We start from the raw sequence: 16,409 nt of genomic DNA on the forward strand, positions 1-16,409 counted from the left end.
AATTACGTTAGATGGAACGCGGAATGCGGGGAAACTTGCACGTTCCGTGTGGAGCAGGGGAAAAGCCGGAGATAACTTCAAACGCTTACCTATTGCTGACGATTCCTTAATAAAGAGCAGCGCCCATATTGCGTATAAGGGCCAGATTGTGAAGTAAAATATGTTAAAATTAAAGTTAATCATCGATAAGGAGGGGGTAACTTGTCACCAGGAAAGCTATATGAAGATAAAAAAGGAAATGTTTTATTATTGGTTTCTCGAACAATAATTACAATATTTCTGGTTTTTGGTATATACACTTTTTTTAATAAGGAACCAATGGCTGCTAAATTACTTGCGACAGGTGGTTCTATCGGATTTTTGTTTTTATTAATTATTACCTTTAAGTCGTCATTAACATCAAAGAGTTAATTCTTCAAACGGGCGCAATTCTGGAATAAAAATTATACTGGAATCGGGCCAGATTATGAAATAAGAATTTGTTAAAATTAAATTATAGGGAGGTCATTTAGATGCAGTGGTCAGAAATAAGCTCAATACTAATTATGCTTTTGCTCTTAGGTTGGGGTATCAGTTTAATGCGTCAAAATAGTGCTTTAAAAAAAGAAAAACTTAGACTTTTGGAGAAAACTGGAGAATATGGCGATATAAAAAATGAAGCAAAAGAAATATTAAAAAGTTCAACAGAAGTAAAGACTGTGAAATCATTGAGAGAGAAATACGATTTGTCATTGATAGATGCAAAAAAAATCGTTGATTCAGTAAAATAGTATCCATCAGCAAACGGGCGCAGTTGTGGAAGAGTCTGGCCATATTGCAGTAAGAAGAAGGTGTCAAAGTGACGAAAGTGAGAATAATTACAACTGTTATTTGGATGTTTCTCATTCTTTATTTACCCAAGGTAATTGGGATAGATAAAAATATTTATTTTTATCTTATTGGTTTCCCAATATCCCTAATCGGGATGTTTGTAATCCAATATCTTTTTGATAAAAAATTGAGAAATACACAGACCCATAATGAAAAATAGTCTTATAACAACTTATACTGCAATCGGGCGCAGTTGTGGAACAACAGAGTAAATATATTATAAAAATCGCTCAATTGATATGAGCGATCTTTTCGTTTTAAAGTCATACTAAAACGAGTGTGATTTATTGCTGCGGTGCTCTTGCCGGATAGCCAGCCGGCAGACTGTAAAAATGAACAAGCCGGGTAAATGGAAGCAAACAGCCCAAATGCAAACACGACATGCATCTTAAAAACATACGGGGTGCCTTCCATTAGCTGATACCTTGGCTGCAGCATGAAGAGACTCCGAAACCATGGCCCGATTGTTTCGCGGTATTCGTAAGCCGTGACCGTCGTATTATAGACAAGTGCCACATATGTACCGGTTCCGGCTACAATCAGCAGTGCGATAACGGCAAAACTATTTTTAATGGACGAACCGCTGTCAAATCTAGACGCCAAACTGCGCTCGCAAATGCGTTATGAAATTCAAAAACTGCATCAGCGCCTGCAGACAACGACGATTTATGTAACACATGACCAGACTGAGGCGATGACCCTGGCAACACGGCTTGTCGTTTTAAATGATGGCGTCATCCAGCAAATCGGGGCGCCCAAAGAAGTGTATGATTATCCCGAAAACACGTTTGTCGGCGGATTTATTGGCTCGCCATCCATGAACTTTTTATACGGAACCCTGCGAAGTGGGCAGTTTATAATTGGAAACGATTCTTTTGCCATTCCAGAAGAAAAAGGGAAAGAGCTGCGTGAACACAATGACTCAAACAAGTGCATGGTTCTTGGAATCCGTCCCGAGGCTATTCACGACGAACCAGCGTTTATAAACGCGTCACCTGACACATCATTTTCGGCGGTCATTGATACTGTTGAACTGCTGGGAGCAGAGACCTGCTTGTATGCGCGTTTAAATGACTATGAGCTGACTGTTCGTGTTTCTTCAAATGCCCGGTATGATACCGGCGACACGATTAAGCTGGCGTTCGATATGACGAAAGCCTCTTTTTTCGACGCGGATACGGAAAACCGTATCTATGGCTGATCGCATTTAACCGAGAAGTCTATTGCCTCCCTCGTAATCTTCAACTATACTAGTCTAAGAGGAGGCCGTCATTGTGAAAAAACGCCAGCGATCGATCCAGACACCAGATTTACCGGAACAGCTGGATCCTCTCACCATTGAGGAGCTAACTGATCACGCGTCTTACGAAATGGGTGCCATCTATTCGGCAATCGGCCCGGTATATGCTGAGCATGTGCGATTTGAACAAATCTATTTTAAAAACGTTACTTTCAGGGATACGGCATTGCCATTTTCCGAATGGCTGGATGTTTCCTTCGAGAATTGTGACCTGTCCGCCGTTAATTTACAGGGGGCTCGCTTGAACAGAGTCACTTTCCATCATTGTAAATTGGCCGGTGCTGACTTTGACCGGGCGATCATGCAGGATGTCACCTGGATAGACTGCCAGGCCCCGTACCTTATCTGTAATGAAACCAAACTCCGGGATGTCTTGTTTGAGCGTTGTCTCGTGAAGGGGGCTAACTTTATTGATGCATCACAGGAGAATCTGCAGCTGGGTGATGCAGACATTGAGGATGTCCAGTTCAGTGGAACCTCACTCCAGGCTGTTGATTTGAGCCATTGTCAGTTCACCCATATCCATGTAGGCGAAGAAGAATTGCGCGGTGCCGTGATTGCACCGGAACAGGCAAGTGGGTTCATTGAACTGTTTGGCATCAGGCTAAACGACCAGGACACATAAATAGGCCGCCAGAGATAGCAGACTGTGGGTGCCTGCCATCGGACAGCCCTCGTGTGGCGCTACTCGCGTTTTCGTCCGAATAACTTCTCTAACTTCTGCGACTTTTGCTTTTGTTTTTCTTTTTTCGCTTTTTTCCCTAAAAAGGCCTGCCTCACCTTAGCTCGCTGATTTTTATCACTCAGCACAAATAACACATCGCCCGCTTCAATTGTTGTATCACCATCTGGTGTAACCAATTCGTCATTCCTGACAACACCAATGACAAGCGTATCATTAGGCAGCATCATATCATTCAGCGTTGACTGGACAACAGGTGCGGTTTTACTGATGGGAAGCTTCATAATTTCCGAATTGGTATCACCCAGATTAATCATTTCAAAACCGCTTGAGTCGAAGTCGTTGCGTTCCTCAGTCAGACCCAGTTTTGTTGCCAGAGGTGACAACGTACTGCCCTGCACAAGGGCTGAAATAAGCACAACGAAAAAGACGGCATTAAAAATAATCTGCGCATTTTCCACATCGGCTACAATCGGATATGTCGCCAAAACGATCGGCACAGCACCTTTCAAGCCTGTCCAGGAGAGAAAGAGCTGCTCCCGCGGACTGTACTTAAAGAAGATCATACACAGACTGGTTGCAACAGGCCTCGCTACAAACATTAGAATGATAGCCAGGAGAATACCTTGCCAGCCAACTTCCAGCAGATCACCCGGAAAGACCAGCATACCGAGAAAAATAAACATGATAATCTGCATCATCCAGGCGAAGCCTTCATTAAAGCGTACAATGGCAAACTTATGCATGAGATCACTATTGCCGACAATGATCCCCATCACATAAACTGCCAAAAAACCGCTCCCGCTCAGATAATCAGTGACACCATAAGTCATAACGGCGCTTCCCAATGCCAGAAGCGGATACATGCCTGAAACATCAAGCTTAATATTATTAATTAACAGCACACTCAGCCGGCCAAATAACAGGCCCAAAACCAAGCCCACTCCCATTTGGACGAAAAAACCGCCTATCGCGGTCCAGATTGTGCTATCCGGCACCTGAATCAGCGTAATAAAGCTGACCGTCAAAAAGACTGCCATTGGATCATTCGTTCCGGATTCAGCTTCCAGTATGGCTGTCAGCCGTTTATTAATATTCTTGCTTCCGAGTACAGAAAAGACTGCTGCAGCATCGGTCGAACCAACAATGGCCCCGAGCAGCATCCCTTGAAGCATCGACAGATCAAGAATATAATACGCAGCCAGACCCGTAATAAGTGACGTCAGCAAAACGCCAACAGTCGCTAATACACCCGCTGGTGCAAGCACAGGCCGCATATTGTTCCACTTCGTCTGTGAACCACCCTCGAACAAAATAATAATGAGAGCCATGATACCAATGAGCTGGGTTAGTTTGACATTATCAAAGTAAAAAAAGTCATTGAGCAGCATTCCGACGAACAGAAAGAGTACAAGGGAGGGCAGCCCTAGGCGGGTCGAGAATTTCGTTGTAAATACACCCACAACGAGCATGAGAGCAAATAGTAACACAAAAGATGTTACACTGGGGTCCATGGCACAAAGTCCTTTCAGAGAAAGAGTCATTTTATAACCAGTTTATCGAATTTTTCGGTAAAAAACAAAAAAATTGCTCCCTTAATTTATTCAAATGAGCAAATAATGGTATTGAACCCGGGAGCTTTTTAGACTAACTTCAAAGATGAACAAAGCTGCCTATTCACTGAACATATACTGACGTGAATGCAATTGCACACTGAACACAAGTCCCAGTGCCAGCATATTCGTAAGCAGCGAACTGCCGCCATAACTCATAAAAGGAAGCGCTAAGCCCGTAATAGGCATGATGCCAATCGTCATCGCGATATTTTGAAATATTTGAAAAGTTAATAATCCAACAACGCCAACACAAATATAGACACCGAACAAGTCCTGGGCTTTAATAGCAATAAGGATAATCCGGTAAATCATCAGGAAGAAAAGGCACAGCAAAAGGCTCGAACCGATAAAACCAAATTCCTCCCCGACAACCGTGAAAATAAAGTCGGTATGCACTTCAGGCACAAGGCCACTCTGCACTTGCGTCCCTTGATCAAAACCTTCACCAGTCAATTGTCCGGAGCCAATGCCCATCCTTGCCTGTTTTAACTGAAAGCCGAAGCCTGATCCGGACTCATCCGTATTAAGCCAACCGTAGATTCGGCCGATCTGGTGCGGTTCCAGCACTTTAGATAAAATGTCCAAATGTTCCTTATACATGTAAAGAAACCCGCCGGCCAGACTCACAGCACCTGCAAACATAGCTGCAATAATTTTAAGAGAAATACTCGATGTAAAAATCAGCACAGCAGCAATAACAGCAATGATAAGTGACGTCCCCAAATCCGGTTGCTTAATAATCAGAACAAATGGTACAAGGGCAAGACCAAGCGCTTTCAGCACGGCCGGTATGCTTGCTTTAAATCCTAAACGTTCACTGCCGATTTTGCTCAACACACTGGCAAGCGCCAGAATAAGAAATAGTTTCATAAATTCGGATGGCTGAACTTCTGTAAAACCTACATTAATCCAGCGCTGCGATCCATTATCACTGGTGCCGAAAAAGTGTACAAACAGAAGCAGCACAACACCAGCTGCATACAGAATATACGAAGACCGCTTCAGCAATTCATAATCAAAACTGGCCACCGCCGCCATAAACAGTAAGCCGATCACATACCAGATGGCCTGCCGTTTCACAAAGTGTAACAAATCACCATTATCAATATACTGCCCCGATCCGCTGTAAATGGCGATCAGACTGAAAATGGCCAGACATATGATGATACTTATTAAGGTTAAATCAATTTGTGGTTTATTTTCTCGCTGCATAGACTTAAACCTCTTTACATTCGTATAACGGAAGGTGATGATCCCTTGTGAGCCAGGACTGTTATCGCTTAACACTGATTATGGGAACGATGTCACCTTGCATATAATCGCATTATACTAGATTACTTGAGTCACACCCATTTTACCTGATTCTGGCCTTAATAAAAAGCATGAAGTGCCCGCCTGAATTCTGAAGAGCACTTCATGCTTGCCATAATGATTTAAAATTCATAAGCAGGAACCATCAGGACAGCTCCTACGCTTTCTGTTTGCCTTTTACCAGCTGACCACCATTTTTGAGATATTGTTTAATGCCATCAGCTGCTCGGTAACCCAGCGTTCCAATGGTTACGGTCGGATGATGCCCCGGAAAGTGCGGAAAGGCAGAGCCACCGACAACAAAAAGGTTATCGACATCCCACATTTGCAGATAACTATTGACAGCAGACGTCTCGGGGTCATCACCCATAATCACACCGCCAGCATAATGGCCGCCCTGGTACATATGATCAAATTCATCCGGAATCTCATCATCTTCAATAATATCAGCACCCATTTTTTCCATAATCTCATGGCACTTATCAATTCCGAATTTAGCGATATTCTTGTCCTGGTCCGAATATTTATTGGTGACACGCAGCAGCGGATCGCCGAATTCATCCTTATAAGTCGGGTCCAAATCCATATAGTTGTGGTACCATGGCATGGTTGCCGCTGTATACCACACTTCCAGGTTTCTGTAGGCATAAAAGTTGGCGTTTTTCTTGAACTCCGCTCCCCACTTAGGTGTGCCCTTTGGAACACGGTTGCTGGTTATGGCACCTTCACCATATTGTCGCTGTTCAATAGCCCCGCCATTAATAAAATTAACGTCCGAGTGATCGAAATTATCGGCTGCAAAATCGTTCATTGTTCCGCCAAGGGCACCAGCACCTGCGTAGAGATTGAATTTTTTATTTTTGAAAAAGCCTCTCGCTCCCAGAAACGTGATATTCATCTGACCGTTGAAGTTTTTGCCGATAACACCCTTTCTGGTATCCGGGTTATACCGCTTGCCGATATCCGACAGCATAAGCAGACGATTATTTGTAAATGTAAATGCCCCCAGCACAACAACATCAGCCGGCTGTTCAAACTCCTCACCGGTTTGCCTGTCGACATACATGACGCCATTCGCCTTGTTGCCGCCGTCATATAGCACACGCCGCACATAAGCCTGCGTCCGCAGTTCAAAATTGTCCTGTTTTTGTGCGGTAGGGATGACCGTTACCAGCGGGTCCGATTTTGCCCCGAAGTCGCAGCCATAGTAGTGACAGAACGCACAATACTGGCAAGCATTCAGTGTTTCGCCATCCGGATTCTTATATTGCTGGGAGACATTGGCCGATGCAACCTGATAGGGGTGATAGCCGAGTTCTTTCGCAGCATCTTTAAACATACGAATAGGCGGTGATTCCTTCAGCGGCGGATTCGGGAAATCATTTGAACGTTCTGGCCCCAGCGGATCCTCTTCACCAGAGATGCCGGCTGTTTTTTCAAACTGGTCATAGTAGGGTTCCATTTCATCATAAGTGATGCCCCAGTCCTGAATCGTCATGCCGTCTGGTATTTTGTCTTTTCCATAACGATCAACCGTTTTGCTGTAAATTTCAAAATCATACGGCGGATAACGGTAGACAGCCCCTGCCCAGTGGACACCGCCACCGCCAGTATCGGTCCCCGCCATCATCTCATCCCGAGTCCGGACTGGCAATGCCCGCTCGTCCAACTCGTTTCGCGATGTAATTGTTTCGTATGATAAATTCTGCATCATTTGAAATCGGTTCATAAAACGCAGTTCATCCTTAACACCCGTATAATCGTCCCGGGTTTTATTTTCACCTCTTTCCAGCGCTACAACCTTCTTGCCGGTCTTGGCAAGTTCCGCTGAAATAACACCGCCTGCCCAGCCTGTACCAACAACAACAACATCCACTTTATCCAGTTTCTTTGCCATAAGTATTACCTCCTATCATGATTGATAATCGATTAGACTTTTCGGTTTTTTCTTGATAAACTCCTCACTTTCCACTTCATCGGCGTAGTTCATCCGGGGTCCTGGATATTCTTTCATCTTCCAGCCCATCATATTGCGATTGCCGCCATATACCGGGTCAGAATAAGCGCCTTCCAGCGTCATTTGCCGCAGCAGGTTAAAAAATGTAATGCCGGCAACACCCTTCAAATTAATTTCGCCATCGTCAAACATTTGTAGAATCTTATCCTGCTTATCACCATCAAGATCGACAAATTTGTTATCGAACTGTTTCTGGCTTTCATCGTTCATGCGTCTCAGAGCCTGTAAATAAATGTCACCTCTGTTCAGCCTTGTTTGGTACCTCGGCGTGTCCGACGGTGCCTGTGTGCTTGTGTTGGGCCCTGATTTATTCTGCTTCGAGTCCATATGCTGATAATTATGGGTCTGTTCATCCTGATAAAAAGGGCCTTTCATATAAGCTTTATCATTCGTGCCCCATGACCCGTTTAATTGCTTATCAATGAAGAACGGAACTCCCAGCTCAATCGCACCCGGACCATCGTCATCTTTAGGGAGAATGCGCTCCGTTGCCGCCTTCAGCGTATCAAAATCCTCTTTACGGCTAAAAAATGTCCGGGCTTCCTGCAGCGTCTGAGCGTTTTCTTTATTTTTGGTTTGTGTATCCGACTCATCCTGAAACTGGTCGGTAACAAGGCCGCCTAATAAAGAACCGCCTACGACACCACCAGCAACCCAGCCTGTATTCTTCATAAATCGGCGGCGGCTTTCATCTGGCTTATTGTCGTCATTATTTGCCATTACAGTTGCCTCCTGACGATTGGTAATAGTCTCTTATAAGATTTCTATCTTATCTTTCCCTGCTTTTCCAAAATGATACATTGGATTTATTATAAAAAAAGCTGCTGATCCATTATCAGCAGCTACACTTGTCTGGTGAAAAATGCTCCGGTATTTTTTAGTTATCAAGAAAGCATGTCAATTCAGTGACTGCTGCTCCTGTCGTCCACGCCTTTCTTGGATAGATCGCGTTTATGGACCCAGATGCGATCCTGGTTCGACGTTTCCGGAAATTTGTCACCAGCTTCCATCTCGATTTGATCAGGAGATTCCACATTGCTGCCTGTTTCACCATGTTCGATGTAAACGCCGTTATTAGGGGCTTTGTCGCCATGGTTAAATTGCGATTGTTCACCCATTTTTCATCATCCTTTCATAAAGATAGCTGTATTTAGCATGCCCGAATTAGTGCAGAGCTATCATATAGATCCGATAACGGCGCATTACGTTTTGAACACGAGCGCTCTCTTTTTTTCGCTGAAGCGTATTAAACGGTCGTGTCCTGATACTGATCGTTTTCCGTCGTCTGCTCGAGTTCTTCGTTATCCTCAGGTACCTCTGCTGCATCATGATTCGGTTCGCCTTCGATGAATGGCCGGAGAGCTGCATCAAGTTCGCGTGCCTTTGTATCCAAAGCTATCATATCAGCTGCTGCATCCGCTGTTTCCTCAGCAGACAGCCGCTCACGCACCTCAGCCGCCAACTGGCTAACCTCCCAGAAGCGTTCCTGCCACTCCGCCGATCCTGCCTCAGCATCAGATTGATCAGCTCGAGTTTCAATCGAAGCTGCCAGCGTCGTACATTCTTCTGCCCACGCCTCTAAACGCGTCAGCCAGTTAATTTCAGATGATTGTGCAGACATAACAGCCGTATCCTCCTTTTAATCCATAAAGATAGTTCCATCATAGCCTATGCCAGAGGGGTCATTTTGTTCATATAAGAACATGCCGAAGATAGTCATAACAGCTGGAATCATTCAAAGGCGTATGCAGGTCAGGCACAGCGTGATTTTTTAACTTTCTAGAACAAAAGTAACCTTCTCATTTCAACTGGAGAACCGTTTGCTGTTAGAATGGGCTGGAACGGAGCAAAAATAAAGGTGTGATCATAGACAATGTCGTTATGGACGTGGTACAAACAATTATCGCTTGCTAAGAAAATGACGACCGGATTTATTCTCGGTCTTGCTGCTGGCCTTATTTTCCAAGATCAGACAGCCTTCCTCGAACCGCTTGGAACGCTGTTTATACACCTTTTGAGCCTAATAGCGATTCCCGTCATCTTTCTCACTGTCGTGCTGGCGGTAGACAGTCTGAATACGAAGCAGCTCGGCCGCATGGGCGGAAAGCTCTTGCTCTATTATATGACAACAACAGCCGCTGCCGTTTTCATTGGCGTCAGCCTGGCTCTGTGGATCAAACCTGGTGAGGGAGTGACACTGCCGGATGCTGACGTCTCGCAGCCGGATACACCGACATTCTCAGATATGCTTTTCAAAATTGTACCGGAAAACATATTTCAGGCATTTGCGAATGGGGATCTGATGGCGATATTATTTATAGCTATTATCGTCGGCATCGCCACTTCCATCATGCGTTATACGTCTAACGAGCAATCTAATCAATACGGTGAAATGCTGCACAAATTATTCTCAGCTCTTAATGAGATGTTTTATAAAATCCTCGGTGGTGTTTTGCTGTATGCTCCTGTTGGCATCTTTGCCATCAGTGCGACGTCATTTGGCGGCCAGGGCTGGGAAACCCTTAAGTCCCTGCTCACTTTTCTTGGCGTGTTCTATGCTGGGGTAGCGTTAGTGATGCTGGTGGTTTATACATCGTTTTTAAAACTGTCGGGCCATCATGTTATATCATTCTTTAAACAGGCCAAGGACGCCTATATAACAGCCTTTGTAACGTCTAGCAGTATTGCATCACTGCCGGTTGCAATCAACGCTGCCAAAAAAGCAGGCGTAAGCGACACAACAGCAAACTTCGCACTGCCGCTTGGTTCCGTCTTTAATGCTGACGGGGGTGCGCTGCGCATGGGTGTTTCAATCGTCTTTGCTGCCAATATTACCGGTCTTGATTTAGCACCAGCTGACCTTGTCGTGGTTGTTCTGATTGGCACACTTCTGTCAATTGGTACAGCTGGTGTCCCCGCAGCCGGCCTGGTCACCTTATCCGTCGTCCTGACTATGTTCGGCCTGCCGATGGAGATTGTCGCGCTGATATCCGGGATTGACGCTTTGATCGGCATGGCCGGCACCGCTTCCAATGTCATGGGAGATGTTGTTGGTGCAGCTGTGATCGACCGGACCGAATCCAAACATCGCCAACAGACCTGATACGTAACGTAAACAGGGTACGCTGCCGTTATGACAGCGTACCCTGTTGGGTGCTATGCGGGGGAAAGCCGCTGTTTATCAGACTGGCGGGATTTCCCCTTGTTTCCGTCACGTTTTAAGAGCCGAAGTGAATTAAGAATCACCAGAACAGCAGCACCTGTATCACTGATAACTGCAAGCCAGAGCGTCAGCCAGCCAGGAACAATCAGAGCCAGGGCAACCAGTTTGATGATAAGGGCGAACCAGACGTTCTGTTTAATAACCCGAAGCGCTTTCCGGCTCAGCCGCATGGTGTGCGGCAATTTTTCCAGGTTATCCGCCATCAGCACAATATCCGCTGTTTCCATAGCCGTATCGGTACCGGCACCACCCATGGCAATGCCCAGTTCAGAGGTTGCAAATGCAGGAGCATCATTGATGCCATCCCCCACCATTGCAACTTTATAGCCTTCCTTCTGCAATTGTTTAACCGCATCAACCTTATCTTCAGGAAGCAACTCCGCAAAATAGCGATTGATGTGAGCCATTTGCGCGATGTTTTTGGCCGTAACATCCTGATCGCCTGTCAGCATGGCAACTTCCTTTATGCCGGCTCCCTTCAGATTGTCGAGAGCACTGACTGTTATCGGACGAATCGTATCGGCAAGAGCAATCACGCCAAGGATTTCCGTTTCAGTTCCAACGATAACAATTGTTTTACCCTGCTGCTGCAGCTGAGTGACCTGATCTTGTAGCGACTCAGGAAACAGGCCCAGCTCATGAAACAGTTTCTGATTCCCGGCATAATAGACTGTACCCTGAATGGTCGCCTGAACGCCGCGGCCTGTAAGATTTGTGAACAATGATCCCGGTTTGGTCTGAATATTCCGCTCACGTGCATAATCGACCACTGTTTTCGCAATGGGGTGTGTCGAATATTCTTCCAGCGTCCGAACCACGGACAAAAGGTCATCTGTGGAAGCAGACACCGGAATCACCTCTGTTACATCCGGTTTGCCAGCCGTCAGCGTTCCCGTTTTATCGAACGCCATCGCCTTAACATGACCAGCCTTTTCTAAGAAGGTGCCGCCCTTGACCAGCACGCCTTCTTTGGCGGCGTTGCCAATCGCGGAGACAATCGCAACTGGCGTGGAAATAACGAGAGCGCACGGACAAGCCACAATCAGAAGTGCCAGCCCTCTGTAAGCCCACTCACTCCAGTCACCGTATCCCAGCAGCGGCGGCAGCAGAATAACGGCGAGCGCTATAATAAACGCAGTTGGTGTATAGATCGCGGCAAACTTATCAATGAATGCCTGTGCAGGCGCTCGTTGTTCCTGCGCTTCTTCTACCATGTGAATAATCTTCGACAGCGTGGTATCCTCTGCAAGTTTCGTCACTTCCATTTCGAGTGACCCGCTTTCATTAATAGAGCCAGCATAGACAGCATCACCGGCTGTTTTATCCACTGGAATCGATTCACCGGTGACAGGGGCCTGATTGACACTTGTTTCGCCGGTGAGCACTTTCCCGTCCAGCGGAATGCGGTCACCGGGTTTTACGACAATCGCATCACCAGGCGTAATCATCTCCACGGCCTTCTCAACTAATCCATTGGCCGTTTTGACCCAGGCTTTCGACGGCACCATATCCATTAGACCGCTGATAGACTGGCGGGTCTGCTCCATCGACCGCTCCTGCAGCACATTTCCGAGAGAAAACAGCCAGACAACCATGGCACCCTCAAGCCATTCACCGATGATTACGGCGCCAATCGCTGCCATGGACATCAGAACGTTCATATCAAGCGAGCGATTTTTGATGGAAAAGTACGCTGCTTTGACCGGCTTGCGTCCGCTGAGCACAATAGCAGCTGCAAACAAGATGGCCGGCAGCCACTCAGTCAGTGCAAAAAGCTGACTGGCAAAACCGGCAGCGATCAAAACGCCCGACGCAATAATGGTACCAAAGCCGGACTTTTTGCCCTGAGAACTTTCGCCATCCTGTTTATGTGCCACAGGTGCCGCAGTATAACCAAGTTTGCCGACCTCAGTCTCGACTCCTTCATTACGCATGGCGTGGGCGATCTTCAGCTGACCGGTGGAAAAGGAGACATGCGCATCTTCAACCTCGGGCAATGACAGAAGATGTTTTTCAATCGTTTTGGCGCAATTGCCGCAGTCCATACCTTCCACTTTAAATGTCTGCATCGGACTTTGCGGCTGAACAGGTTCCGCTGTGTAGCCAAGCTTTTTCACCTGATCTTCCACCGCATCAAGCGAAAGGTCCGCCGCACCGGCAAATTTCAGCTTGCCTGTGCCATAACTGACGTGTGCTTCCGCTATACCCGTTAATTTATTTAAACCCTTTTCGATGGATTCGGCACATGAGGGGCAATCCATACCATAAATCCGGTATTCAAACCTTTCCGAGATGGTGTCTGTTGTTGATGCCTTCAGGTCAGCGTCATCGCTGTGATCGGCCGCGTCCGCACCTTCGCCCTTCGTTTCAGTACTGCAATTATGATGGTTATGGGCAACATCGGGAGACACCTCATGCTCGCTGCAGCATGCCCCAGAGCTGCAGCTATCTTCCTGTGTATCTTGTTCATCTTTCATACGATTACCTCCTATTCAGCAACGTCCGATTCACACGTTATGACATCTGACTCGACATCGGTTAAGACATCATCGAACATATCGAGCAGTTCACGGATCTGGTCATTGCGCAGCCGGTAATACATGAATTTCCCTTCTTGCCTGCCTGCAATCAACCCACACCCGCGCAAACAAGCTAAATGCTGTGATATATTCGACTGACTTCCCTGCACATCAGACATAATCTCCGAAACGGTTTTTTCACCTTCCTGAATACTATCCAGTATTTGAATTCGCACTTTATGCGAAAAACCGTGCAAAAATTTAACTTTTAAATCAAGATCGACCGTTTGCATGATTCAGGACCCCCAGCGTGTCATATATTAATAATGACTAATATGTTATCATCATATTAACTCTTTCTAATATGTGTGTCAATATTGGCAGCCTAAAACTGGATTCGAACATAAGGCAATTAAGCCACAGCAAACCGTATGGCGCCAGACCCTGCACAAACGTTCTGGTATCCTGTATAATAACGATGTCATAAAACTTAAGGAGAATAACTATGGATGGAAAATTCCACGCGGTCATCGGGGCGGGAACCGGTGTTGCAGTAGCACAGACGACTGGTCAGGACGCCATCGGTACAGCTGTTTTACTGGCTGCGGGCATGGTCGCTTCACTGGCACCCGACTTGGATACAGCTGGAAAGCTTGCTAATAAAATCTCACTGTCACATAAAATGATCCAGGGGTTCGTGCGGACAGCCGGCATTTTGCTGGGAGGGTATGCATTGCTTGCCTTGTCAGGAGCCGCTATGTATATCGGTCTCGCACTGGGTGTGTTTTTACTGCTGCTTGCCCCTAAATTTTCACAGAGACTGATGCTTTTGGTCAGCGGCATCGCCATCATCGCAGCCGGAATTGCTCTGGAAGCAATCTGGGCCGGACTGGCAGGGCTTTACGTCGTCATTGCCTCAATCGCGTCGCATCGGGGCTGCACCCATTCATTGATAGGGTTGTTATTTTTTGGGGTAATTACTTTCTATATTCATGAACAGTTCCAGATAACAGGTTTATGCTGGACACTCATGCTGGCCTATCTCAGCCATTTGCTGGCGGACATGCGTTTTATACCGGGCAATAAACGCGGGATTAAATTATTCTGGCCGCTCAGCCGGAAAGCGATTTAGCCTGCTGAAGGGTGTAGCTCTTCTGGGCTCACCCGCCGGCTATCGCTTGTCTGGCCAGCTGGTCAGCATGCAAATTATGTTTCTCGGAGATCCATTTGATAAAAAAAAGCGGAAATTCCTCTATTCGTTCATTAATCGCCGTCAGCAATGGCTTAAAAGCCGCATTCCGTGCATAACCAGTCTCGATCGCATCCACGACCAATTTGGAGTCAGAGCGAAAAGATAAAATCTCACCTGTAAAGTTCTCCACGCATACGTCCAGTGCTTTGATAACAGCATGAAATTCCGCCTCATGGTTGGACATGACCGGAAGCGGGAAAGTGAACTCCCAAGCATTGTCTTCCAATTTAATATAAACACCCGCTCCGCTGACTCCAGGATTGCCGCTGGATGCTCCATCCGTATAAACCTCAATCATCCATTTTGCTCCTTTATCATTAACACGTTCGTTTGATTAATCATTAGCTGGCTTTATCTTTCTTAGCAGCCATATCCGTAAATTCATCTTCAATTGTCCGGTTTCGTCCTGCACCATAACCAAACACCGTCATTATCATACTCAAGATTAGCACAATAGCAAGCGGCAGCTGCCATCCGCCAGTCATATCATTCAGAAAACCAATAACTGGCGGGCCAGCCGCTGAGACAAAGTAACCAACTGCCTGGGCCATGCCGGATAATTCCGCTGCCCGTTGAGCGCCTTGTGTCCGCATGCCCAAATAGGCAAGCGCCAATGGAAATAAACCGCCCATTGACAGCCCAATTAATGTAACGCTGATAACCATCGTGACAAAAGAATCGCCCACCAGTAAACCAAACATACCAGCGCAGGCTACCAGACTGATACCAGCTGTCAAAAAGCTTTGTGATTTGAGTTTTCCTGCAACCACCGGAAGAAGTGCAGCCGGCAAGCCGATAAACTGGGCATACGATAACATCCAGCCCGCTGTCTGACTGCTCACGCCATAGTCCTGCAGAATCACTGGAAGCCAGGCGATTACGACATAATATAAAAATGCCTGCAAACCAAAAAAGGCCGCCACTTCCCAAGCCAGACGGGACCGCCACATTCGTGTATCACTGGCAGCGATGTATTTAACAGGCACATCATTAGCAGCCTGGCGCCGTTTCACAAAGTAAACCCAGATGACAATAGCGAACAACGCGGGTAAACCCCAAACAGCCAGGGACCACTTCCAGCCAAGTCCAGCATTAGCTGCAAGCGGTATACTGAGTCCGGAGGCAAGTGATGCAACCAGGTTCATCGCAATCGAATAAACACTCGTCATCAGAGGGACCCGATACGGAAAACGTTCTTTGATCACACCAGGAAGCAACACATTGGAAACGGCAATGCCCAGTCCGATTAAGACCGTTCCACTGAACAGAAAGAGCGAAAACGGGAGCGAGCGCACTGCAACACCCGCCATAAGCATGACCATCCCGGCAATTAATACAACTTCATTAGAGTATCGATTGCCAAGCTTCGGTGCAATAGGCGACATCACCGCAAATGCTACAAGCGGTAAACTGGTCAGGAGTCCGACACTCCAGCTTTCCAGCCCCAGATCTTTTCCAATAACATTTGCCAGAGGGCCGACCGACGTGATCGCTGCACGCAGATTAAAAGCAATACTGATAATACCAGCAATAAGCAGCGATCGAGTATAACGTCTCATGTCTTCAAACTGGTAATTGTTCATAAAAAAAGATGCTCCTTCCGCGCAGCTATAAGACAA

Annotated in this window: 16 protein-coding genes and 1 pseudogene; 6 read left to right on the forward strand and 11 right to left on the reverse strand. The window is 46.4% G+C overall.

The genetic code is table 11. The features are described 5' to 3' along the window. The first annotated feature begins 201 nt into the window (after positions 1 to 201). Together ACFQU8_RS04175 and ACFQU8_RS04180 are read left to right on the forward strand one after the other, a co-directional pair. Positions 202 to 411 carry a hypothetical protein gene (locus ACFQU8_RS04175; protein ID WP_382357923.1) on the forward strand — a complete coding sequence of 70 codons (210 nt, stop codon included), beginning with the start codon at positions 202 to 204 and terminating at the stop codon, positions 409 to 411. A 101-nt stretch (positions 412 to 512) separates the two neighbouring features. After that, on the forward strand, positions 513 to 770 hold the full coding sequence (locus ACFQU8_RS04180) for a hypothetical protein (protein ID WP_382357924.1): 258 nt from the start codon (positions 513 to 515) through the stop codon (positions 768 to 770). Positions 771 to 1,032: 262 nt separating this feature from the next. On the opposite strand, the gene ACFQU8_RS14225 is transcribed toward ACFQU8_RS04180, so the two are convergent. Beyond that, positions 1,033 to 1,473 carry a respiratory nitrate reductase subunit gamma gene (locus ACFQU8_RS14225; RefSeq protein ID WP_449280298.1) on the reverse strand — a complete coding sequence of 147 codons (441 nt, stop codon included), beginning with the start codon at positions 1,471 to 1,473 and terminating at the stop codon, positions 1,033 to 1,035. On the opposite strand from ACFQU8_RS14225, the pseudogene ACFQU8_RS04190 reads away from it, so the two are divergent. Both ACFQU8_RS04190 and ACFQU8_RS04195 read left to right on the forward strand, forming a co-directional pair. After that, positions 1,427 to 2,071: pseudogene (locus ACFQU8_RS04190) on the forward strand (ABC transporter ATP-binding protein); the annotation flags it as partial. The gene ACFQU8_RS14225 and the pseudogene ACFQU8_RS04190 overlap by 47 nt on opposite strands. Before the next feature lie 73 nt (positions 2,072 to 2,144). Continuing rightward, on the forward strand, positions 2,145 to 2,795 hold the full coding sequence (locus ACFQU8_RS04195; RefSeq protein WP_382357926.1) for a pentapeptide repeat-containing protein: 651 nt from the start codon (positions 2,145 to 2,147) through the stop codon (positions 2,793 to 2,795). Positions 2,796 to 2,854: 59 nt separating this feature from the next. Here the strand turns inward: ACFQU8_RS04195 and ACFQU8_RS04200 are convergent, their stop codons facing one another. The 6 genes from ACFQU8_RS04200 to ACFQU8_RS04225 all read right to left on the reverse strand — a co-directional run bounded on the left by ACFQU8_RS04200 (position 2,855) and on the right by ACFQU8_RS04225 (position 9,417). Beyond that, positions 2,855 to 4,366, reverse strand: coding sequence for a potassium/proton antiporter (locus ACFQU8_RS04200; RefSeq protein WP_382357927.1), 1,512 nt, complete (start codon positions 4,364 to 4,366; stop codon positions 2,855 to 2,857). A 159-nt stretch (positions 4,367 to 4,525) separates the two neighbouring features. Further along, a complete protein-coding gene (gene rodA, locus ACFQU8_RS04205; RefSeq protein WP_382357928.1) occupies positions 4,526 to 5,680 on the reverse strand; it encodes a rod shape-determining protein RodA in 1,155 nt (384 codons plus the stop codon). A 256-nt stretch (positions 5,681 to 5,936) separates the two neighbouring features. Then, positions 5,937 to 7,676: a GMC family oxidoreductase gene (locus tag ACFQU8_RS04210; RefSeq protein WP_382357929.1), complete on the reverse strand. Its 1,740-nt coding sequence runs from the start codon at positions 7,674 to 7,676 to the stop codon at positions 5,937 to 5,939. A gap of 15 nt (positions 7,677 to 7,691) precedes the next feature. Next, a complete protein-coding gene (locus ACFQU8_RS04215; protein WP_382357930.1) occupies positions 7,692 to 8,516 on the reverse strand; it encodes a gluconate 2-dehydrogenase subunit 3 family protein in 825 nt (274 codons plus the stop codon). 182 nt (positions 8,517 to 8,698) lie between these two features. After that, positions 8,699 to 8,914: a YjzC family protein gene (locus tag ACFQU8_RS04220; RefSeq protein WP_382357931.1), complete on the reverse strand. Its 216-nt coding sequence runs from the start codon at positions 8,912 to 8,914 to the stop codon at positions 8,699 to 8,701. A gap of 128 nt (positions 8,915 to 9,042) precedes the next feature. Beyond that, the gene (locus ACFQU8_RS04225; RefSeq protein WP_382357932.1) at positions 9,043 to 9,417 is read right to left on the reverse strand and encodes a hypothetical protein; all 375 of its coding nucleotides are present in this window, start codon (positions 9,415 to 9,417) and stop codon (positions 9,043 to 9,045) included. A gap of 252 nt (positions 9,418 to 9,669) precedes the next feature. Here ACFQU8_RS04225 and ACFQU8_RS04230 point away from each other — a divergent pair, with 252 nt between their 5' ends. Further along, on the forward strand, positions 9,670 to 10,899 hold the full coding sequence (locus tag ACFQU8_RS04230) for a dicarboxylate/amino acid:cation symporter (RefSeq protein ID WP_382357933.1): 1,230 nt from the start codon (positions 9,670 to 9,672) through the stop codon (positions 10,897 to 10,899). 53 nt (positions 10,900 to 10,952) lie between these two features. On the opposite strand, the gene ACFQU8_RS04235 is transcribed toward ACFQU8_RS04230, so the two are convergent. Both ACFQU8_RS04235 and ACFQU8_RS04240 read right to left on the reverse strand, forming a co-directional pair. Next, on the reverse strand, positions 10,953 to 13,496 hold the full coding sequence (locus ACFQU8_RS04235) for a heavy metal translocating P-type ATPase (RefSeq protein WP_382357934.1): 2,544 nt from the start codon (positions 13,494 to 13,496) through the stop codon (positions 10,953 to 10,955). Between the two features lie 11 nt (positions 13,497 to 13,507). After that, positions 13,508 to 13,831: an ArsR/SmtB family transcription factor gene (locus tag ACFQU8_RS04240; RefSeq protein WP_382357935.1), complete on the reverse strand. Its 324-nt coding sequence runs from the start codon at positions 13,829 to 13,831 to the stop codon at positions 13,508 to 13,510. A 212-nt stretch (positions 13,832 to 14,043) separates the two neighbouring features. Here ACFQU8_RS04240 and ACFQU8_RS04245 point away from each other — a divergent pair, with 212 nt between their 5' ends. Continuing rightward, positions 14,044 to 14,670 carry a metal-dependent hydrolase gene (locus tag ACFQU8_RS04245; protein ID WP_382357936.1) on the forward strand — a complete coding sequence of 209 codons (627 nt, stop codon included), beginning with the start codon at positions 14,044 to 14,046 and terminating at the stop codon, positions 14,668 to 14,670. A 28-nt stretch (positions 14,671 to 14,698) separates the two neighbouring features. Here ACFQU8_RS04245 and ACFQU8_RS04250 read toward each other — a convergent pair whose 3' ends face one another. Then, complete coding sequence (locus tag ACFQU8_RS04250) at positions 14,699 to 15,088, reverse strand: RNase H family protein (RefSeq protein ID WP_382357937.1); 390 nt, start codon at positions 15,086 to 15,088, stop codon at positions 14,699 to 14,701. A gap of 43 nt (positions 15,089 to 15,131) precedes the next feature. Beyond that, positions 15,132 to 16,373 (reverse strand): CynX/NimT family MFS transporter, encoded by a 1,242-nt coding sequence (locus ACFQU8_RS04255; protein WP_382357938.1) that lies wholly within the window; start codon positions 16,371 to 16,373, stop codon positions 15,132 to 15,134. Positions 16,374 to 16,409: the final 36 nt, after the last annotated feature.

The organism is Lentibacillus kimchii (assembly GCF_042666895.1).
GTDB lineage: Bacteria > Bacillota > Bacilli > Bacillales > Amphibacillaceae > Lentibacillus > Lentibacillus kimchii.